The organism is Thauera terpenica 58Eu (assembly GCF_000443165.1).
In the GTDB taxonomy this organism is placed as follows: Bacteria; Pseudomonadota; Gammaproteobacteria; order Burkholderiales; family Rhodocyclaceae; genus Thauera; species Thauera terpenica.
On record NZ_ATJV01000066.1, the window covers coordinates 1 to 21,026 of the forward strand.

At 63.5% G+C, this 21,026-nt stretch carries 14 protein-coding genes; 1 reads left to right on the forward strand and 13 read right to left on the reverse strand.

Features of this window, described 5'->3' with window-relative positions; all coding sequences use genetic code 11:
- The first annotated feature begins 187 nt into the window (after window positions 1-187).
- Window positions 188-322, forward strand: a complete 135-nt coding sequence (locus M622_RS39750) for a helix-turn-helix domain-containing protein (protein ID WP_157282052.1) — start codon at window positions 188-190, stop codon at window positions 320-322.
- 219 nt (window positions 323-541) lie between these two features.
- Here the strand turns inward: M622_RS39750 and M622_RS33040 are convergent, their stop codons facing one another.
- From M622_RS33040 to M622_RS33100, 13 genes are all read right to left on the reverse strand, one after another.
- The gene (locus tag M622_RS33040) at window positions 542-4,165 is read right to left on the reverse strand and encodes an AAA family ATPase (RefSeq protein ID WP_021249957.1); all 3,624 of its coding nucleotides are present in this window, start codon (window positions 4,163-4,165) and stop codon (window positions 542-544) included.
- Entirely contained in the window at window positions 4,149-5,942 is a 1,794-nt protein-coding gene (locus M622_RS33045) for a hypothetical protein (RefSeq protein ID WP_021249958.1), read from the reverse strand. Before M622_RS33045 ends, M622_RS33040 begins: the two co-directional genes overlap by 17 nt.
- A 175-nt stretch (window positions 5,943-6,117) precedes the next feature.
- On the reverse strand, window positions 6,118-6,402 hold the full coding sequence (locus tag M622_RS40170) for a hypothetical protein (protein WP_157282055.1): 285 nt from the start codon (window positions 6,400-6,402) through the stop codon (window positions 6,118-6,120).
- 243 nt (window positions 6,403-6,645) lie between these two features.
- Window positions 6,646-7,365: a P-type DNA transfer protein VirB5 gene (virB5, locus tag M622_RS33050; protein ID WP_021249959.1), complete on the reverse strand. Its 720-nt coding sequence runs from the start codon at window positions 7,363-7,365 to the stop codon at window positions 6,646-6,648.
- A 14-nt stretch (window positions 7,366-7,379) separates the two neighbouring features.
- On the reverse strand, window positions 7,380-7,757 hold the full coding sequence (locus tag M622_RS33055) for a hypothetical protein (protein ID WP_157282058.1): 378 nt from the start codon (window positions 7,755-7,757) through the stop codon (window positions 7,380-7,382).
- Window positions 7,758-7,787: 30 nt separating this feature from the next.
- Window positions 7,788-8,399, reverse strand: a complete 612-nt coding sequence (locus M622_RS33060; RefSeq protein ID WP_021249961.1) for an SEN1982 family lipoprotein — start codon at window positions 8,397-8,399, stop codon at window positions 7,788-7,790.
- Window positions 8,400-8,422: 23 nt separating this feature from the next.
- On the reverse strand, window positions 8,423-8,620 hold the full coding sequence (locus M622_RS40825; RefSeq protein ID WP_021249962.1) for a ribbon-helix-helix protein: 198 nt from the start codon (window positions 8,618-8,620) through the stop codon (window positions 8,423-8,425).
- Window positions 8,617-8,946 (reverse strand): mobilization protein, encoded by a 330-nt coding sequence (locus M622_RS33070; protein ID WP_169375138.1) that lies wholly within the window; start codon window positions 8,944-8,946, stop codon window positions 8,617-8,619. Before M622_RS33070 ends, M622_RS40825 begins: the two co-directional genes overlap by 4 nt.
- Window positions 8,947-9,324: 378 nt before the next feature.
- A complete protein-coding gene (locus M622_RS33075; protein WP_021249964.1) occupies window positions 9,325-10,329 on the reverse strand; it encodes a TrbL/VirB6 family protein in 1,005 nt (334 codons plus the stop codon).
- 661 nt (window positions 10,330-10,990) lie between these two features.
- A complete protein-coding gene (locus M622_RS33085) occupies window positions 10,991-13,102 on the reverse strand; it encodes a DEAD/DEAH box helicase (RefSeq protein ID WP_021249966.1) in 2,112 nt (703 codons plus the stop codon).
- The gene (gene brxD, locus M622_RS33090) at window positions 13,099-14,409 is read right to left on the reverse strand and encodes a BREX system ATP-binding protein BrxD (protein WP_021249967.1); all 1,311 of its coding nucleotides are present in this window, start codon (window positions 14,407-14,409) and stop codon (window positions 13,099-13,101) included. The genes M622_RS33085 and brxD overlap by 4 nt, the downstream gene beginning before the upstream one ends.
- A gap of 97 nt (window positions 14,410-14,506) precedes the next feature.
- Window positions 14,507-17,281 carry a BREX-2 system phosphatase PglZ gene (gene pglZ / locus M622_RS33095; RefSeq protein ID WP_245543077.1) on the reverse strand — a complete coding sequence of 925 codons (2,775 nt, stop codon included), beginning with the start codon at window positions 17,279-17,281 and terminating at the stop codon, window positions 14,507-14,509.
- A 2-nt stretch (window positions 17,282-17,283) separates the two neighbouring features.
- On the reverse strand, window positions 17,284-20,997 hold the full coding sequence (locus tag M622_RS33100) for a DUF6079 family protein (protein WP_021249969.1): 3,714 nt from the start codon (window positions 20,995-20,997) through the stop codon (window positions 17,284-17,286).
- Between the last annotated feature and the right edge of the window lie 29 nt (window positions 20,998-21,026).

Sequence of the window (21,026 nt, forward strand, 5' to 3'; positions counted from 1 at the left end):
AACGAGCCTCGCCACGTCGGCAGGGGACCGGCTTGGGCGAGCTATGCCTTAGCGTACGATTTGTTCCGTTTCGTGAGCTGCCCCCTTCTGCAACTGGCCGGAGTCGTGAGGTCACGAACGGCAGCTTCGTGGCAGCGAAACTCACAGAAGGCCACCGCGCCTCAGCGGCGGCTTCGGGGAAGTCCGGATGCCCGGTCAGGGTCGGATCGAGTCGGCCAAGAGGCTGCTGGCCAGTGGCGTCTCGCCCAAGTGCGTGGCAAAGAACCTCGGCGTGTCCATTCCTACGCTGTACCGCTGGGTGCCAGCCTCAGCGCACGCTTAGCGTACTTTGCGATCCGTTTTCTGAGACGCCCCCTTATACCCCGTACTTCTTGAAAATGAAGATTTGCGACAAGCCCATCCAGGCCCACCGAGGCAGCCCGCTCGCTGTTCGCGCTCGCATCCTATGGTGAGCAGCGAGCCCCTGAGCTGAGGCCCTTTTTGGGAAACGCGCGAGCCTCTTGAAGCGCTTTACGGCTCCCTGGCGTGCTGCCCGCGTTTGCTATGCGGAAATCTCGGACACCATGGGGCCCTCGGCGCCGATGGCCTGGAAGCGATAGAACTTCGCGGCCGATCCCAGGTGTCGGAACTTGTGTCGAGCAAGCTGCAACAGCTTCTCGTCACAGGTAGAGATGACGAACTGCCGCTCGCCTTCCGAAGAACTCTGCAAGCCAAGAATCAGGTCGAGTAGGGCATACGTGTTCAGGTCATCAAAGTGAGTGACTGGGTCGTCCATCATGATGGACGAGAAGCCCGACCATGTCTGCGAACTGCAGGCTGTGAGGAACAGACCCAAGACGAGAGTCTGTATCTGCGACTGACTGAAGAAGTCCGTCGGCCTTAGTGACTCGCCCTTACGATGGACACGAATGCTGATGGCCGAATCCTTGCTGGAGACCTCAATTTCACCGAAGCCATAGACTGGACGAAGCCTTTGTTGAATGACGGCCGTCCTCGGCCCGTACTCGGTGATGAAGTGCTCCGTCGCGAAGGCTTGCTGCGTCCTGAGAAGCTTCTTTACCTCAGTGAAGTACCCGACCCAAGGCTGAATCTTCTGCGCGCGAACGGCTGCGTCCTGAAGCAGCTCTTGGTTGGCAAGAATGCGCTGGCGGATGCTCTCGAAAGCAGCGGACGTGGCAGCGGTGTCAACTGCCACCTCCAACTCCGCCGCGCGGTCTCGCAAACCTAGCGCTGTGACCTCGCGTGTCGTGGCGACTTCCATTTGCTGATGAAGCTGTTCCGGCGATACCGCACTGTCGAACTTTGCAGCTGCCAGTTCCGATAGGACCGACTGAATGCGCGTCTGATGTCCGGTCAGGGCTTGATTCGCCTGCTGGTGGCTGGTTCGGGCGGCAGTAACAGCCGCCTTTGCGGCCGCCTGGACTGCCTTCTGGCGGTCCGCCTGCTCGTTTGCCGATTCAACGGCAGCGCTCATCGAAACCCTTTGTTCTTCGGTGGCGCGCTCCGCACCGGTAAGTGCTTGTAGGCCGCTTGCCAGGTTGATGGAACCTTGATTGGCTTGATGAAGCAACTCGCTCAGGCGCTTCTGTGCAACGTTCAGCGCTGATTCGGTGGCGCGCCTCTGCTCGTCTAGCGCACGATAGCCCGCCTGGGCAGATGCGAGCGCGGTTTCAGCCGCTTCTAGCAACTGCCTCGCTGAGTCGACGGAACCCGCGGCGTTCAGCTCGTCCTCATGAACCTGGATATTGAGGCTCTGCATCTGCTGCCGCGTTTCGCCGCTTAGCGAAAGCCCAACTGAGGTGAGCAATGCTTCATAGTTCGCGCGCTGTCTCTCCAGTTGCGACCGCTGCATCCGTGCATGAGTGAGCCGTAACTCCTCCTGCTTCAACCGCTCGACGAGTACTTGCCGCTGGCCTACGAGCGTCCGGAGTGCCGCACGCCGGGTCGCGGCAACCTCGCTCAGCTGGACGACGCGGTCGCCGTGCTGCATTCGCCGGTCGATTGCTGCCAATAATTTCTCCGCACTCCCATGGTCGTGCCCGCACAGTTGGCAATTTGGCCCAACCACATGGCCGCGAAGCTCTGAAATTAGCCCCTTGAGCCTCGAATCGCTGCCTCTGGCCTCCGCAAGCTTCCGCTCGACCCGTTCGACCAAAAGTTCCTGCGAATGCACGGCCTGCTGGGCCTCTCCCCATTGCCTGCGCAGTTCCTCGATTGAGGCCTGAAATTGGGTCTCAGCTTTCAGCAATTCGACGAGGGTAGGCGCAGCCTGTTCCCACGCTGCGGCGACGTCCTTGACCGATTGGAAGCGAGCTCGCTTCTCCGATGCGGCCTTGAATGTGGTCTTCGCCACTTGCATCGACGCTGCGGCTTCGCGTTGAGCGGCTTGCGCTTGCTCCAGGGTCGCCCGTTGTTGGCTCACCTGCGAGGACAGTGTGGCCAGCCCCGCTGCCAGACTCTGAGCCTGGCTTGTCAGCTGTTCATACTCGGGCTGGACCGATACCGCCCAGGTGAGCCAGTCCCGTCGAAGTTGAAAGCCCTGTTCCTGCGTCCTCAGCTGAGCCAACTGGCTAGACAAGGTGCCGAGGAGTTCCGACGCCTCTTTCTCGTGCGTTTCAGCTTGCTGCAGTTGGGCCTGCCGCTCGGTCAGCTGAGTTCGCATCGGCTCAAGTTGCCCGCGAAGGGTGCCCAGCGTCCCGATCTGCTCAATGGCGCGCGACAGCATCGCCCGCCAAGCGACAGCCTCGGCCGCCGCAACGTCCAGCATGGCCCTCAGACCTCGGGTGTCGCGTGACACAATCCCGGAGATGTCGAAACCGGCGGTCGAGATTGCTTCCTCCAGACCGACGAAGCGGGCGTCCAGCGCTGCTGAGGAGGTATCCGAGGCAGCAACAAGCCCCTCCAGACGTTTCAGCTCCTTGCGCTCATGCGCGATCGCCTGCTGGGCATTGGCTATGTCAGTGGTCACCTTGCTGTGTTCTTGCCCTGCGAGCTTGAGCACTTCCTCGGCCTTCTTGAGGCCGCTCGCATAGTCCTCGAAGGCGAGCATCCGAGAGACCAGCTCCGACGAGAGTTCGCACTTCGACGCCACGTCCTGCGTAAGCTCTTGGTTCTCCTGGCTGAACAGGTGGGTTGCTCGGAAAAGGTCCACCAGGCTTTCTACTCGGTCGGCGCCCGGGGCCGTACCGCCGGTCAGCAGACTGAGGACCTCTTTCCTTGGTGTGGCCTTGCCATTAACCAAGGCGTTGTTGTGGTCAGAAAGATTGCGCGTGATGACATGCGTTTTGCCTTCCCGAACGAGCGTCAGCGATACTTCGGTGGAGTCGCCTTGGCTGTCGAGGTGCTTGGCGACCCGAGGTAACCCGCCGCTTGCTTTGGCGAGGCGGCCAACGCCACCGGTGACTGCGAAGTCGAGGGCATCGAAGAACGATGTCTTTCCAAAGCCGTTGGGACCGTAGAGGATAGTCACCGCTGAGCCGAGCTCGAACACCTTCTTCGTCCGATATGCCCGGAAGTTCTGAATGGAGATGGATTTCAGGGTGGCTTGAGCCCGGTCTTCAACAACCTCAGGAATCGCGCTGGGGCCTGCCGCCGACTGCAGCGCTTCTGGAGGACCATAGGTGCCAGCAAGACATCCTGTCAGGATTTTCGATGCACTGGTCGTCGACGGCACCACAAGTGCCTTCGCAAGGTCCGCCTTGAGATTGCGCTGACGAAGCAGCGTCTGGGCGGACGGCGGCCTCGTCTGGACACCGGGGGTTATGGGCGAAAGAGGAAGGAAGGGCAGCCTAGCCAAACTGTCAATTAGGGCACCGTCAAGACGAACGACGTACTTCCTGCAGAAGTACGCGTCGACCTCCACACGAGAGCAGAAGTCCGGAGCCACGGTGACGTCCGCAGGGAGGCAATACACGAACGCGACATCTTTCGTCGACCATTGTGCGCTGTTCTTCAGGTAGTGTTTCTTGAAGGCTTCATACAGCGGCTGATAGTCGGCCTGGTCACCAACCGCGAAGACGGTCAGCGCATGCTGGCGGAACATCATCACTACGGGCAGGCAGCCTTCTCGCAGGACCTCTTTGGAGAACGTCGCTCCCTTCATGAGATCCGCCAGGGTGGACTGCAGTCCTGCCGGCAGGCTCAAAGTCTCAGGAGAGCTTTGCATCGAGGGCCTCCTTCAACTCGGCTTCGTTGGCGGCGTTCCGATACGCGTCGAGCATGTCGCGGTACCCGACCCGAATGATAGCGCTGGTTGGCTGTGTGAATTTCGCCTCGGTGGATGGCTCGTCTGGGACTTGGTCATAGATGGACTTGAAGCGCGGGTCCCATGGGTTGTTGTCCTCGTCTCGGCTGATAATCACCAGTTGCCCCCTGTGCGCCGGCAGGTAGTTGAGTACATGCTTGTCGCAGTCCTCATGGCTGGCTCCCATTACGGCAATGACCTCCAGGCTGGTTTCGCCTTTCATAATCGTCGCCTGAGCACCGTTTCCATGAAATGTCGCCGGATAGTGAGCCACGTCGAGGATCGAGAAGGTGTGCAGAAGATGCTTCAGGGCATGGACTTCACCGACCTTCCATTCGTCTGGCGTTCCCTTGCAAGCTGTGATGCTCGCAAAGTTCAACGTGGAGCCGAGGGCCTCTGCCTCCAGCTTTCGTAGCTCACCGACCGCTCGCTCGTGTGCAGCGCCGGCCGCCGAGGTCAATGGCAGGTTTGTGTACTTGGTGGCCAATGACCTTGAAGGTTCGTCCAGCTCGTCATTCATCCACTTGACGACTGCGGGCACGGCGCCGCTTGGTGCCCTGGGGTCGTGCGTGCCGTTAAACGGGTGCACAGTAGGTTCGCGCAAGGCAATTCGACGTCCTGCGGACCCCTGAGGCAGCGTGGACGGGTGGATGACCAAGAACGAGTGAATGCATGCTCCGCGCTCGCGAAAAACAGCGTCCCGGAAGTTCTCCAAGATATCTGCTCCTCGCTGCGACACACCGCCATTACCGTACGTTGGCATGCATCCTGGGCGCAAAAAGCGGTTCGGCGTGACGATGACTGCGGACTGACCGAACTTGTCAGCCTGGCCGGGCGTCCCCCTGCCGGCGACGTTCGCCATAACCAAACAGGTCTCGTCCCGAGTGACTCTTGGATATTGGGCGGGGTCGAAGAAGAGCCCCACCTGACTCATGAATGACGGATGCGACGGTGCTGGGTTGCATTGCGCCACGAACAACCAAGTCAGAGGAAGGTTGCCGCCCAACTGCCGAGCCCTTGTGGCAATTCCGTCGAGCAGCCACTCCCACATTCGCTTGGCGTCGGTTGCCCCAATCCAGTCGAAGCAAAGCAGGGTGGCAAACTGATAGACGGCATCGGCATTCGAGTGAATGCCCTTGAACACGTAGATTGAACTGCCCCGGTACATCGACATGCAGTTGACGTTCAGCTCGACCCAGGCAGGGGAGAGCTTCGGCTGCACCCAGCTATGTACTTCGCCCGTCTGTAATTTCGCCCAGGTGACCACACAGTTCACCCATTGATGCGCCAGCACCCGGTCAAGGCGGTTCCCGACGGCGTCGTACGTGGTGTTCGGCTTTTGAACCAGCTCAACGAATTGGTCTTTTGTCAGCCCATCGACCCCGCCGATGACGACCGTTTCGGTTGGCCACTCCGCTGCTTGCATTGCCGCCGTAATGCGGTCCACCCCGTCCAGCCCTGGAAGCGTGCACTCTGGGAAGACGGTGAAGTGCGTTTTGCCTGCGCCGTGCGGGCAATTTCGTGAGACCGCCAGAGTCTCATCGATACTATCAAGAGCCCGTTGCCGTTCCGCGGGAGCCCATGTGAAGGGCTCCTGGGGTACGAAAACAACGTGGGGCTGAGCGACGACCATCGCAACCTCCCCGCGCGGGAGGCGCACGCCGAGCGCTTCTAAGTCAACCTCGACGACTGCAACCATTCAATCTCCCGCCACTTTTTTTGGCGAGTCTGACACACTTAGGAACAGTCCGGCCAGTATGACGTCCGGAATTCGCCCTTGAGCTGCGGGGAGGCTTGCGGCTGCATTGGCCTGCAGTTTGATTCAGCGTTTTGCGCCCATGGCTTTCTCGGGGTTTTTGCGTATGTCCCGGTCGTCATTTCCAAAGCAGTCGTTCGACCGTGCAGGTTCCACTTTGGGTCGCAATGGAGGGATTTGCATAGCGACCGAGAGCTGCGCTCAGCGTAAGACGATCGCGCTGAACCGGACCAGAGCAGCGGCAAGGCGGCAGATACTTATCAAGAAACTTGACTACCAGCGCTTCGTCGATGCTCTGCAACCGTAGCTGGCGACTGTGTATCCACTGCGCAAAGTGGCTAACAATGCCGAGATGGTTGGCGAACGTGTTCGCTACGTAGTTACGGTTCGCGTCGTCGAACATTTGCGCCGGATCGGAGTCATGTAGCGCCGCCGCAGTGATTGCTCGGACATGCTCGGACCCCTTTGCCGTGCGGAATGTCGCCCCTTCGAGGGGTCGGCGCGCTGCCACATGCTTTCCTCGGGGGACAACTTTGGCGCCCCAGCGGCTTGGTGAGGAGTCTCCTGGGGAGACACCTCACCGCCTTCGCCGGTGTTCCTCATGCCATTCGTGGCGACATCCGGCGCTGGAGGTTTACTCTTGATGTCAGGGTGTGCCACTGCGCAACGATGGAAACCCTGTATTCGAGCCTGACATTATCCGACGGTTCAACTGTGCCCGCTGCTCCTCGATCAGCCGATGCTCGGCCTGCTGCAACATCGCGATCATCTGCAGCTTGGTCGCCTCGTTGCTGATCGCGGCCTGCTCGGCCTGGATGCGCGCCTGAAGCTCGGCGATCGCCTTCGGGTCCGAAGTCGCGTTGATTTCACCCATCAAGGCCTCGATCTGCACGAGCCGCGCCTTGGCGCCATCATAAGCCCGCAGACCGGTCGCCTTGTCGGTAGCGGCGGCTTCGCGGCTGCGCTTCATGATCTGCTGCTCGATGTCAGCCACCGAACCCGCCAGTCTCTCGTCGGCGAGGATCTGCGGCAGGGAGCCCGAAATACCCGCATAACCGCCGCCGGCGGCCGTCTCGTAGATGGTTTTCCACTCGTCGGGCAGGAACTGCGGCAGGCCCGGGTTTGCGAGCAGCGCGCCGAATCCGCGGCTGCCAGTCATCGACTGATAGGTGGTTTCGAGTTGCTGCAGTTGCTTCTGGGCCTCCTGAATCTGCGCCGCCATCTGCTCGTACTGCTTTGCCCAGGCTGCCACCTGCTGGACTGCTTTGGCGATGGCCACGTTATCGATGACCGGGATTCCGGCGTGCGCGCTGCTGCCGATAGCGAGGCCTGCAACCAGTGCGAGGGGGCGAAGGATTCTGTTCATGTTTGTGCTCCTGGTTAGTGCAAGAAAAGCTGTTCACGCGAAAGCCACATCACGATCGAGTCGTACGCGTAGCTCAGCGCAAAGGCGGCAAAGCCACCAACCGGAGCCCAAGGCAGCATCGCCTCCCGGGCGGCGGCCCCTTCGGGGTAGCCGATGTACACCAGCACCCCGGCTGCCGTCAGGCCGAAGGCAAAAAAGCTCAATGCGAACTTGATCGGCAGCCGCAAGAAGATCAGCACGACCACGAACAAGTAGCGCAGGAGCTCGATCATGGCGATGGCGAATCCGCGACGGCTCTGCGGATGTTCCTGGTGCGCGACGGGCGGTGGCGCCTCATCGGTTTCACCGTGGTCGACGTCTTCGAGACGGTCGCGAGGACGCAGGAAAACCACCTTGTTGTCATGAACCATGTTGGCGCCCCCTCAAAACAGGCTTCCGGCCGCTGCCCAACCGTTATTGGTCAGTCGCAGCGGAACAAGCTTCTCGACCGTGCCAGCGCCGCGCACACGTTCCCTCAAGGGCCGAAATGCCCTCTGCACGGCGGCATCGTTCGCCCACGGCGCGAGGGTCTCGATCGAGTAGGTGTAGCGAACCAGGGCCACCATCGAGGCGTCGACCTGGCGCGGCCCCTCCCACGAAACGATCCGATGCAGCTGAGGCTTGCCGTAGCACAACCCGGACACAGCCTCGCCAGCGCTGCGGCTCCCTTGGCCTCGGTACTCCGCGCCGGCAGGAGTAAGGTCGTAGCGCGGCAGCTTCGCGAATCGCGTGCCGCCAAACACGCTGCGCTCTTCGAGCTCGTACTCGGTCGCGTGAACGAGTCCGACCGATTCGAGGGCCTGCATCTGCTTGCGGCGATCGCTATTCACCACCAGATCACCGCTGTTGAGAGCCACCGGAAACTGCAACGGCACGCAAAACGCACCCTCCTTCTCAAGGGAAGCATTCAACGCTGCGGCGAAGTTCTTTTCGTTGGGCTCGGTCGCATCGCCGACGCACCCGATCAGCACGATCGACAGCGCAGCCCTGCCCACCCAATTCGTTACTTTTACGCATCTCATTTCGTGCCCCCTTTCTCGGCGCGCTTGCACTCGCGTTGGTGCACTTCCTCTTGCTGATACCGCGTCACGTAATCCCTTATCAGGCGGCGGATAACCTGGCTCGGCGTCAAATCATTCGCAGCGGCGGCAGCCTCGAACTCGCCCTTCAATCCAGCATCGAGGCGAGCCGATACCGCGGGCAATTTCACTCTCACGCAGCCCCCTCCCGGGCGGTCAAGCCGATGCGCCGCAATTCCGCCTGGACCATCTGAACATGCTGCGGCGTCGCCAACGCGCGCATCAGCAGCAGGACTTCCACCAGCAAGGCGCTGGCTTTCTCGTCCTCGGCAGCTGGGCTCCGTTCGCATCGGTTTTCGAGCCGCCCCACCGCTGCTCGCAATGCAGCGAGCTCGCACTCCAAGGCGTCAAGCTGGGCATGAAGCTGATCGGCGGCGTCGAGGCGCTGCCGCAACCAGGTCGTCAGCGGCAAGCCGCGCGCGGCTGCCTCAGCCTCATAAATGGCGTGCTGTTCGCGGCCCAACCTCATCTTGACAATGGCATCTAACGACATATCGCCTCCGTGGTCCGTCGCGTAGTGCAAGAAAGCCAGCAAATACGCGGGATGCAGGCCATTCCGTAGTTTTGCGGGACTACGGCCGGCTTCCGGGACGCCGGACAAATGATATATAAATCAGTTAGTTGATCTAACCAGCAAGGTGCGTATGGTGTATGCCCTCGATTTAAGGATTAAGGACACCCACCTTTCAGGAGCACCTATGACGTCTGGCGCAAGGCACGAACAGGAAGGTCAAAACCCACACTCAATGACCGCAAGGTCATTGAGAAGAACCGCGAGCTAGGACAAACCTGGGACAGCAGCGGCCAGATGTGGGACAACCATCGGACAGGACGTGGGCGATCACGCTGCATCACGACGTGTCCCCTTGAAGTACCCAACAGCACGACGGCCGACACTGGCAACACCGGTGGCAGCGGCGCGCGTGGCCGGGTTACTCACGGCAGTACGTGTAAGGGGGTTGTCCACCACAGCTCGAGCACCACGCGCAGCAGCGACCGCCCCACCCCGCACTGCGCGGACTTCGTGCAGGATGCCGAGACTGAGGCCATTGCCCAATGAGGCAGCGATCGAGGACACCTGCAGCAACACCATCGCGGCAACCCCGGTGATGATGATGGCGCCACCCATATGCCAGCCGATATTGGTCGTACCCCAATCCAGCCCATCCATGAGCCGGCCGTAGATCGAGAGCAGCAAGCCGAAGATTGCCCCCACGAAAACGATCGTGAGACCGGCGCCGACGACCTGCCCCATCCACCTATCGAAGAGTTGGCGAGTAGGCTCGAACAGAAGCGCCAATATCGCCATCGGACCGAATGCGGCGAGCAGGGCGAGCAGGAATTTCGCCATCAGGATCAGGCCGCCCCCAAAAATCAGCATGATCGCGGCGCTGAAACCATAAACGACTGCCAGGACGAGATAGGCCATACCGTTTGCCGAGAACACGGAAGACTTCTCGAACGCTTCAGTCGCCCGATCTAGCCCTTTCTGCCCAGCGGCATCGATCACGCTGGCGGCAACTGCCGATGGATCGCTCAGGATGGCCTGAGTGAACGCATCGGGCACCGTCCGGATGGCATCGGCAATCTGCGCCTGGTAGATCCCGCCCGCCAGTGCGACGGCGGTGATGATGCCGATCCGGACGGAACGCCCGACGAAGTTCATCACCGGCATGTCGATAGCGCCGCGGACGATCAGGAGCCCGTAGCCGATGAATGCCAAGGTGAGTCCAACCGTCAAAACGGGCGTGAGTTCCGCAATGAGGCGCCCGATCACATCCGACACGAATACGCTCGTCGCGCCATCGACTTCTGCAAACAAGTCCTGGAAGACACTGAACGCCATTTCAGTGCCCCCCGGCGTTCGCCAAACGGCCGATCACATGGCTGCCACGATGCCGCCGGCTGATCTTGGCCGCAGCCTCGAACTCGTCAAAGCGCAAAGCCTCCGCTGCACTACCCCATCGCGCCGGACCATTCTTACGATCACGACCGACGTAGAACAAGACGCCCGCTGGGCGCGGAAGCAGAACCAGAAATTCGCCTACTTGCGCCATACCACCCCCTTGTCTTAGTTCGTCAGAACTGATCAAACACGCAGGCAGGATATACGCAAAGACGATTTCAGTGAACTCTAAACCATTGTTTTATATGAGACAAATATAGGACAAGAATTAGACAAAGCACGGCCACCACGTGGATTGCCCTAATCCAGAACGCCCTTAACCAGGCAAACATCGGCGATCGCCGGTAACACGTCTCCCAGATTCAACCATCGTCGGAACACCCCGTTCTCGGTCGCACCAGCCGCAGGCGGGTCAAGGGGTTGGTGCGGCCCACAGGCGCAGCCGAGGACACGGCCCCTTGACCCGACGAAGGCGCCACACGCTCGCCCCAGGGCAGGGAAACCCTGCCCCGAGGATCAAACGCGATCGTTTGGCAATGGTCTTCCCGGGGCACCGGAAGAAAGAGCGCGGGGAAGGGTCAGCACCCCGTCCGGAGCCGAGCTACCGGCTATCGGCGATGTTCGTGCTCGACCAAACGCTGGCAGCGATGTGCCCGCTCAAAGCCGCCTCATAAGTCCTGCGAACCAACAACCGCTCGAGCAACCCCGCCGGCACGCATTCCCCAAACTTGATCTCCGCCCTACGCTGCTCCAACTCACTTGGGCTCAGCGCCACACTTCGCGCAGCCATCCCTCGAATCGCGTCGGTCGGGTCCCGCCGCATGTCGAGACCGAGGTCGTCTTGCCGTAGCGGACCCACCACCTCACGCAGCTGATAGCCGAGCCAGCGATTGAAACGTGTTCCCGCGTAGGTCCAGACCCTAAAGCGGTCCTTCCCATCATGCGTGATGATCGGTCCCTCGCCTGCGCAGGGGAGCCCCCCACTGAACTCCTCCAGCGCGGCAGCCGCTCGTTTCGACGTCGTCACGCCCGAGACCGTCCCTCGCTGCAGGACAATCCGAATCGCCCCACACACTTCGCCTCCAAGCACCCGGCCAGTTCCAGTCCATCGTGCCGAGCCCCCCCCCGTGCCAGGCTCGAGTGTCACCACCCGGCGCCCCCAGTCGATGTCGACCACCCTCCAGCTTCGCCCCGCGAGCAGGATGTTCATCGGCGCATCATCGCCCGTCAGGGCACTCGGATCGACATAGCCGACATCCGCACCCGCGAAGCGTGCGGTCAACAGCGGTGAGCCCGAGAAAGTCGCCAGAAGGTCCCGGTAATGTCCCCGGCCGTACTCGCGCTCGGTGGTGGGCCCAACCTGCAGGAGATCCGCCTCAGCCATCGACAGGTAGGCCTTGTCGATGGCCGAATCCACCAGCAAGGCGATGTCGGATTGCTCACATTCCGGGAAAGCCCTCTGCAAGCGCTGCAGCAACGCATGTCGCGGCACCAGGCCCTGCTCCAGCACCATGGCAAGCGCCTGTTGGGCCACCACACCCCAAGGCTCGGGAGGCGGCAGCGCTGCCTCCACCCAGGCCTCCTGCCACTTCTGCAGCACGCCGAGGCTCAGCAAAAAACCCTGATAGGTCGTGGCAAGGAACAGGCAGTTGCGCCTCGCTCCGGCGCGACGGCCGGTACGGCCCATCCGCTGCAGGAACGATGACACTGTCGAAGGTGCATCGATCTGGATGACGACGTCGAGATCACCCACGTCGATGCCCAGTTCGAGCGTGGAGGTGGCAACGATGACGCAGTCCTTCTCTTCCGCAAACGCCGTCTCGGCCTGACGACGCTCAACCGCGCTCAGCGACGCGTGGCTGACGAAGGTGCGCACACCGTGGCCCCGCAGCAGGTTGCCGAGTTGCTCGGTGTAGCTGCGCGAATCGCAGAAGACGAGGCGCTTCTTGCCGCGATGCAGGCGCGAAATCACGATTGCCGCGTTCTCGAGCGAGCCGACGTGGTCCAGCGTGACGTCGGCATCGGTGCTCACCCCCGCACTGCCGACCACCCTGCGCTCGCCTTCCGGAGCGAGCCAGGCTAGCAACTGATCCGGATTGCTGACGGTGGCCGACAGTCCGATGCGCTGGGGCGGGCGCACCGTGTAGTCCGCCAGGCGGGAAAGGATGGCGCGCAGATGCCAGCCGCGATCATCGACCGCAAAGGCGTGGAGCTCGTCCACGATCACCGCCCGCAGGCTGCCGAACCAGGTATCGCGCTCGACCCGGGTGGAGATCAGCATGCCCTCGATCGATTCGGGCGTGGTCAGGATGATGTCGGGCGGGTCCTTCAGCGCACGCTGCTTGCGCGACTGCGACACATCGCCATGCCAGAGCTCCACCCGTCGGCCAACGAGTCCTGCGTAGTGTTCGAGACGCTGGGCAAGGTTGTTGAGCAGCGCCTTGATCGGGCAGACGTACAGCACGCTCACGCCGCTCCAGTTCTCGCGAAGCATGCGCGACAACACCGGGATGATCGCCGCCTCGGTCTTGCCACCTGCAGTCGGCGCCAGCAACAGGCAATGGAGCCCCTCCTGGATCGGGCCGATGGCCTCGATCTGCGTCGGTCTCAGAGACGTCCAGCCCAGCGAATTGACGACGTGGTACTGCAGCGCGGGGTGCAGGGTATCGAAAGGATCAACACCCAGTTCCCGCCTCGGGTCGGGCGCGCTCACAGCGCGATGTCGTCCACCGAGTCCGCATTCGCCGCCGCCCGTTCGGCGGCAGACATCTCGGTCTCGGACAGCGTCAGGCTGTAGTGGCGTCGCGGGTCGAAGTCGGCGTGCAGATCCACCCGGTCGAGCACATCCGCAACCAGCTTCTTCAGGAACAGGCGGGGCGCAACCCCGACCTTGCCACCCAGCCCGCCGGCCACGGCGCGGGCCAGCGTTTCCACATAAATGTCATCGACCACACCGTGGATGCGCGCCTGGTCTCGCGCGCCTTCGGCGTAGATGTCGCGTATCCGCGTCCCTACTGCGACCAGGGCACCGTGGTCGAAAGCCGACAAGCGGATCTGCGCCGCACGCGGATTATCGAATCGCGCCTCGGTGGCGAAATCCACGTGCAGACGCTGCGCGAGCGGCACCAGTCGCTGGATGCCCTGTGGGCCGTCATAGAAGGCGGGCGTACCCGTAATCAGCAGATAGAGCCCCGGGTAGCGTCCGGCGTCGATCTCGTCGATCCACTGGCGCAGCGCGTTCAGGCCTCGCTCCCGGGTGTCGCCCCGCATGCGCTGCAAGGTCTCGACTTCATCGAGCACCAGCACCAGCCCGGCGTAACCGCTGTCGCGCAGGATCACCAGCACACCAGCCAGGAAGTTCGCCGCACCGAAATGGTCCAGATCCCCCTTGATGCCTGCCGCCAGCTTCACGCTCGCGGCCACATTGGGCTGCCCTGCCAGCCAGCTGATCAGTCCGTCGGCGAGCGCTCCATCCCCCCGTGCAACCGCCTGTCGATAGGCGCGCAGCACCGCCGCAAACGCCGGCGCCGCCTTGCTGATAGTCGCCAGCCTGGCTTCCATCAAGGCATCGGTTCTCGCCAGCAGCGCGGAGTCGTCAACGGCATCGACGCCCCCTTCGGCCAGCACATCTTGTTCGAGCGCGAAAAACCAACCGTCGATCACGCTGCGGAATGCGCCATGCGCCGCGTCGGCCGTGCCAAGGCGCTCGACCAGCCGTCGATAGACGGTCTCGAGTTTATGCAGCGGGGTCTCTGTTTCGTTGATCTGGACCTCGCTCGCCGCAAAACCGCAGCTACGGGCACGCTCCTGAAACCAGCGCCCGAAGAAGGTCTTGCCGCTGCCATACTCACCACGCACCGCCTTGAAAGCGCCACGCCCGGCGGCCACGCGCTCGAGTTCCTCGTCGATCACCGGTGCAAACACCTCCACCCCGACCGCAAAGGCGTCAAGACCCGAACCCGGCACGGTCCCGCGGCGCAGCGCGCCGATGATATCTTCGCGTTTGGCTGCGCTGATCATCTGCGCTCCTTCGTGCTGGAAAACCTTAGTCGCATAATTGTCACCCGTAGCAGCGGCTTCAGCCGCGCACCCCGCGCTTTCGCGGCTAAAGCCGCTCCTACCGCTCAACGCTACTCAATCCGAACTGCTTCATCAGCAGGTTCAGGTTCAATTCCACCGTCCCGGCAGCCTCATCCAGCTCCATCACCGCCATCTGGTCGACGTTGAGCACCCGTCGTGCCGCGGCCAGCATACCCGCCAGCCTCAGCTCGGGCACGGCCAGACGCTGCGCGACCGCGGTCCTCGACAGCTTGCCTCCGCGTTCTTCCAGCGCACACAACAAACGCCGCATCTGCTCGTCGGGTAGCGCAACGCGGGCAGCCAGTCGGCGCTGCGCCGCATAGGTATCGCAGGCGAGCAGACCATCCACCCAGTGCGTGCGGCTTGGCTCAAGGGGCGCAGGAGCCGGGACACCGAGATCGAACAGCGCCCCCTGCCCTTCTGCCGCAGCCGGCTTGCGAGACTGGGCACGTGCAGGCTTCACCGCAGCAAGCGACGCGGCAGCTTGGTCGGCCACCCTCGAACCGTTCGCCTCCTCACCGAAGGGCAAACTCAGATCCCACCACTCGGGCTGCGGCGGAACCGCCGGTTGCCACCCTGGCAGGTTCATGCCCAGCGGAACCAGCACGCTCATCGGCACCACCACCTCCGCCAAGGAGACACCACCGTGGTAGCCATTCTTGCGACCGGTGTAACGCGTGTCCTCGCCCCACAGGCACACCACACTGCGCTGGCCTGAGGCGCTTAGCACCCGCGGCCCGCGCAGAAGGATCTCGTCCTCGCTCCCCGCCTTGTTGCCATCGCGACAGCGATCACGCTCACCGCCCGAGCACTGGCGCGTGCCGTCGTCGAGCAGATGACCGTGATCCGCCGTCACGATCACAACCCGCCGTGCGTCACGCGCCTCCCTCAGCAAGGGCATCAGCAGGCGAAGCCCCTCCAGCCGCCAGGCCTGATGCAACTGATCCGGTCCGGCGAGGTGATCGTCCACGGCGTTGTACACCACCCCCACCACTTTCTGCCGGCCATCGGCGATCGCCGCGCGCACCTGGCTTGACAGACTGCTGTCCTCGGCCAGCTCACCCTTGTGGAAGAGTCGCGGCGGCTGCGAAGCCGTGCTATGCACAAGCAATGCCGGGTGCGCCGCAAAGGCACTTTTCTCCTGCCCGCTTCCGCCCGTGCTTACGGTGCCGGCGAGCAGACTCGCACGGCTGACCTCGGTCACCGTCGGGAACGCGGCCACCCCGGCCAAGGCATGCCCCAGGTCGCTACGTACCCACTCGGACCAACTCAAGGCCGCCAGCTCGGCGAACAACTCGCGGAAGATGCTGACACTCAGTCCATCCATGACCAACAGCAGGACTGGGTGCGACGCGGCCAGCGGGGCGACCAGATTTGCGAGGGCGGTTTCGACGGGCACGATGCGCGGCGACGGTGTCCAGTCGTTCCCGCCACCCTGTGCGAGCATGCCCGCAAACCCCTTCACCAGCGGCGCCCGCCTGGCGGCCACTGCAGCGCGCAAGGCCGCATAGGCGTCAGAGACCGGCACCAAGTCATCGCCCCCGCGCAAGCGGAAACGCGCCCAATCCACGAAAGCTCCCTGGTCCGCCTGCCACTCGATGGCAGCCGCCACCGAATCGAAGTCTGGCATCGGCCTTGCCAACCACTTCACCAGACGGCACGCCATCTCCACCTGTTCGAGGCGCTGGGTGAAGCGACCGACCAGCACATGCTGACGCAACTCGGTCACCCGCTGCAGGACCTCGCGCACCACCCCGTCCAGCGCGTCGCCCGCCTGCGCTCCAGACAGACGCGCCACAAACTGTCCCACCGCTGAACCAAAGCGCGACATGCGCTGGTCGAGACTCGCGTACAGCGTGTCGCTCAGCCAGGCGAACGCACCGGCGCGAAGCTCCTCGAGCAGGGTATCAGCGCGATCGAGTGCCCCCTGCCAGGCTGCGGCCCCGTCACGCCTCACAAGCGCGGTCGCGGCTTTCGCCCAGGCCCGGCCCTCGACCACGCCGATGTGCAGATCATCGACATGGCGCTCCAGACGCACCGCAGCATGGCCCAGCTCCGACTGGCCAAGCGCATCGGCGGCGAACACCACCGAGCACACCAGTCCAAGCGGCAAGGCATCCGCCAGTCGCCCGCTCCTGCGGGTGGCAAGAATCAGTCTGCCGACCGCTCCGGCAGCATCTTGCAGCCAAGCACAGACGTCCGTCTGCGCCACGGCCGGCAATGCATCCAGGCGCGCGGCGGCATCCGCCTGCTGGGTCCAGGCCAACAGCGCTTGCGCATCGGATCGTTCGCTTTCCAAGCCAAGGCAGCGCTGCAGGATCACCCGCCACGCCGTGTCGAGGTCGAGAAAGCCGGTGGCCACTGGGTCGAAAGCCCCCGAGGCTGCCGCATCGATCAACAACTGAGGCATCCAGCCATAGCGCGCGAGGCGGGCATCGACCTCCTTCGCATCAAACATCTCGCGCACGATCTGCCAACCTTCCGGTTGCCACACGCGCGACTTGAATAGGCGCGCTGCGACATCGTCCGGCAGCTCGTGGGTCGCGAACGGCGTCAGCAGAACGAGGCCCGCGTCGTCCTGCCCACCTCGACGCCCGGTTTGCGGTTCGAGCGCAAGCAGCGCCTCACGCAAGCCGAGCAGTGATTCGCACCAGTGCACATCGAAGGGTCGTCCGCGCGCGATGATTCGCGCAGGCCACGCCTGCCGTGCCACGGAGCGCACCGCCACCGCGCGGGCGTTGGCGTCCCTCGAGATGATGGTGTCGAGTTGCGCCACGACCTGTGTGGTCGACACCCCTGTTGCAATCGCCATGTTCATTCGCCCCGACGTTGAAGGCGCCAGGTCACCGTCAGTTCCAGCGCCCGGTCACTCGCCAGACGCGCCTTCAAGTCATCGAGCACACGGGTCGCCTCCTCGACACTGAGGTTGGTTTCCTGGGCCTCTTCAACCACGATGGTGCGCCGCCCCGGCTGCGGTACCGTCGGCAGGATGGGTTCGGATGGCGTGGAGGGCGCACTCGTCTGTACGCCTACGGTACCCGGCGCTGCCGGACCACGGACCCCGATGCCCGGCGCTACTGGCGCCGCCGCGGTCAGCAGCCTGACTGCATCCCGCTCCATTTCCTCGAGCCGGGCCTTCAAGGGCACCACGTGCTCGTCCGAGCTCAGCGCTTCCTTGAGGCGTGCAAGAATCAGCTGGGCCGCATCCCGGCGATGGTCGGCGAGATCACCCATCGCATCGAACAACTGCCACTTCGCGCCATCCAGTGCCGCCAACGAAGTCTCGGCTTGGCCCAGCGTGCGACCCACTGCGGTCTCCGAGGTCTCGAGCTCCATCGACGCCAGCACGTGCACCAATTCGCGGTCATCAGCCGGCACGAGCGCCGCCACCAAGGCCTGCGCCGATTCCGCGCTGCGCTGACGCGCCGCGGGCGCCCCCGGCGCGTAGCGTTGCGCGCGGTCGCGCACACGGGCGACGAGTTCGCCGAGCTTAATGCGCTTGGCCTTCGCCGCCTCGCGGACCTGGTTGACCAGCTGCGCGACGCTCGCCGCATTGAGCGTCTGCGGCACGGTCAGGCCGAACAGCGCCGCTGCGCGCTCCACCGCGCGCGCCCACTCGGAGGCTTCGGGCAAGGACTGTTCGCGTAGCTCCAAGTCGTCGACGAGCTGCTCCACACCTGGATCGACGGGTGTGCTGCCCAATACGAAGCTGCGATTGGTCTGCAGCGCATAGCTCAGGATGATCAGGTTCTGCAGCTCACCCGGCAGACCCATCGGCTGCGGCGCGTCGATCCACTGCCGCAGCTTCGACACCGTGATCACCCCTCCCCCATCGCGCGCATGGCACTGCGAGAAATGCGCCTTCCAGTGGTGCTCGATCAGCAAGTGGGTCTCGCCCATCACCCCCAGGCGGCAGGGGTTTACGACCGAGCGCACCAGGCGGCGGGTGGGGGTATCGGTCACCAGACCACGATGCCCCGGAGCTGCAACCGCCTTCTGCACCTCGGCCCACACCTTCTTCACCACACTGGCCTTGATCTCGGTGTCGAACTCCGGGTGCGCAGGATACTGGTGGGCGAACAATTGCCCGAGCAGCTCCTCGAAAGCCGAGCGAAAATCCGCCCCCACCGGCGGCCGCGGCACGAAGGTGAGGTCCAGCGAGCGGAACTGCTGCTCAGGCGCCAGCGCAAACATCACCGCGTCCCTCGGCTCCGTGCTCAGGCCGTAGGCCACGTCGAGCTGGGTACGCAGCTTGATGCGCAGCGAATCGAGCTGGTTACGCGCCAGAGCCTTCGCCTGCGTGCGATCGACGAAGGACAAATGCCCAGCGTACTGCTCGAAACGCTCGCCCTGCAGGATGTGGTCAAGGATCACCAGCCGCCCGAGGTCAGCCATCGCCTTGTTGCTCAGAAAGGCCGGCAGCCACACCACGGTGCGTGTATTGCCGCCGCTGTATTCGTCCAGTCGGGCAATGTCGTCCTGGGGCGTGCGGTTGGCCTCATCGAAAGGAAAATCCAGCACCACGGTCCACGCCTCGCTGCGCCCGCGCAGGCGCTCGTCGGCCATCTGGCGCACGTTCTCGTACAGCAGCTCCACCTCGCGCCGCGTACCGCGCCAGACAAATTCGTAGCGGATGAACAAGGCACCATCGTCCGCTATGCCCAGCTGCTCGAACAGCATGTCGCGGATCTTGCGGCGACGGTTACCATCGTTGTCGTTTACCTCGGCGGCACGCAGGATCGGCTCGATGTCCACCCCGGTGACCTGGATCGCCACCGTGGGGTTGTTGTCGTCCGAGACCTTGATCTCGCCGATCTCGCCCGCCCAGTCGCGCAAGCGGCGCACCACGTCCTGCACCTCGCGCCCCGGGATCGGCGAGCGGAAGGTGCCGTGGTTCAGCGCGACCAGCCGGCCGGCGGTCATGCCCTTGAGCGACTCCACCTCGGGGACCAGCGCCGCCAGCAGCAGGGTCTTGAGCAGGCGCGCATCGTTGCGCAAGTTACGCGCCGCGCTCGCCTCAGCCTGGCCGAGCCTGATCGCTTCCCAGGTTACGGCATGGCGCGTCTCCAGCATCGGCAGCAGGCGCTGGGTGTAGAGCCGCTTGGCGTTGTCGAAGTGCAGGCGCATGCCTTCGGAGAAGGGCTCATCACCTTCCGCAATCGCGTCCCACAGGTCACCGACCGGAATCAATTGGCCGAGCTCGAGATCCTCGCGCCGGTCCACCAGCAACTGCAGCATCAGCTTCAGCGCCGTGCGCTCGCGCTGCAGCGCCGCCGACACCGCAATCAGGGTCTGCACCAGGGCCGGACTGAAGGGATAGACCCGGCGGAACAGGTCGCGGTCGGCCTCGTTGGTCAGCAAGGTGTCGAGCACGTCGCGGCGCAGCTTCAGCACCTCCTCGAAGGCGGCCTGCAGAGTCTGCCGGGCGGCCTCGTCACGCGGACGCAGCACGCGTTTTTCCGCGATCGCAGGCAGGTTGCGGTCTTCCAGCGTCACGCGATGGAAGCGCGCCTCCCAGTGCTTGAGCACATCGCTGAACTGCAGCTGCAGCGATCCGGCCAGGTTCTCGCCCACCAGGTCGCGCAGATCCCGCTGGCGGGCAACGAAGCTCACCAGCGGAATCGGCCGGTCGGCGTTGGTCGCCTCTACCAGCTTCACCAGCTTGGTGCCCTCGCGGCTGACGAAGCTCACATCGGCCGCATGGCTCGCCAGCCACAACACCAGTTCGTCAAGGAACAGGATCACCGCGTCGTAGCCGAGGTCGCGCGCGTGCCGGCTCATGATCGCCAGCCCGTCGTCCAGCGGCACGAAGCCCTCGCCACCCGCAGCCAGTGAACGGTAAGCCGAGAAGAACTGCCCGATCAGGTCGCCCACCAGCCGTGCGCGCTCCTCGCCGTGCGGCGGCTCCAGCATCGCAGCCTCGAAGCTCGCCGCATCCCAGCCGCTGTCAAGCGCCCCCCAGCCACCGCCCGCACTGCCCTGGGCACCGGCGTTGAGCTTGTCGAAGAACTCCGTGTCACCCATCGTCTCGCGCATGCGCACGGCGTCGTGAAACAAGCCCTCCGCCAGGTAGAAACCCGGCACGGGTGCTTCCGGGTGCTGCTTGCGCACGAACTCGGCGTACTGACCGAGGATCGCGCTCTCCATGTCGCGGGCGCCGATCATGTGGTAGGGCACAAGCAGGAACTTGCGCCCCTGCGTCCAGCTGTGGCGGGCCACGACCGAGGCCAGCTCCGGAATCGAGCGCGCCTGCGTGTTGCCCGCCAGCAGCAGGTTCAACACCGCCATGAAATGGCTTTTGCCCGATCCGAAACTGCCATGCAGGTAGGCCGCCTTGCTGTTGCACGACAGCACCGCCTGCTCGATAAAGCCCATCGCATTGCCGAACGCATCGGCAAGCTGCGGCGTGACCACATAGTCGCGCAGCGTCTGCTCGGCATGGCTCACACCTTCGGCGAGCTTCAGCACGAAGTCGCCCTGATGCACGCGCTCAGGGATGGTGATCAGGTCTTTCAGCAACTGAGGCATTGCCTCGCTCCTTCGTTCGCTTGCACCCA